This window comes from Mesorhizobium sp. GbtcB19, assembly GCF_019091085.1.
Lineage (GTDB): Bacteria > Pseudomonadota > Alphaproteobacteria > Rhizobiales > Rhizobiaceae > Mesorhizobium.
The window spans coordinates 1-766 of record NZ_JAGXJY010000084.1; the positions used below are offsets into that span (position 1 = coordinate 1).

Annotated in this window: 1 protein-coding gene; it reads left to right on the top strand. The window is 30.0% G+C overall.

All coding sequences use genetic code 11. The features are described 5' to 3' along the window. Nucleotides 1-766, top strand: a 766-nt coding sequence (locus tag KVT37_RS31695) for a lipopolysaccharide biosynthesis protein (RefSeq protein WP_217578946.1), incomplete at both ends; no start/stop codon positions are given.

Sequence of the window (766 nt, forward strand, 5' to 3'; positions counted from 1 at the left end):
ATTTTGGATGGTGTTATCTAAATATGTAACCAAATTCTCATTTAATAGACAGTACCTGAAGGATAACTTTAGGGCTGCCTTACTACTACTAATTCCACAATTAGCTATTCAAGTATATATTACATTTGATAAAACAATCTTAGGAATGATAGCTGGGCCTGTCGAATTATCCTATTATGATCAATCGCAAAAAATATCTAGAATTATTTTGGCTGTCATTACTTCGCTAAGTATGGTGTTATTACCTAGACTCGCTAATATGGTTGTTAATAATCAAAATGAAGTTCTTCATAAATACTTGAAAAAGTCTTTAGATTATACGATAGTGCTAGCGCTATTATTCTGTAATATCGTAATGCTCAATTCTTATGAATTTGTTCCTTGGTTCTTTGGAGAAAGCTTTATTCCTATGTCACCTTTAATGTTCTGGGTAAGTTTCATTATTATTTTTATTCCAATAGGCGGTGTCTTTGCAAATCAATATGCACTTGCTTTTGAAAAGGATAAACAATACGTATTACCATTAGTACTAGGTGCAATAATTAGCCTGATACTTAATATAATATTTATACCGCGATATGGTGCAGTAGGTGCAACATTTGTTATAGTATTTGTTGAATTTATGGTTTGCTTTTTTAGGGTATATCTAATTCGAAAATATCTAGATTTAAAGTTTATGTTCCAAGGAGTATATACTTATTTTCTAGCCGCATTGATTACTTTTTTTTTCGTATATTTCATCCCAAAAATGTTTGTAAATGATTTT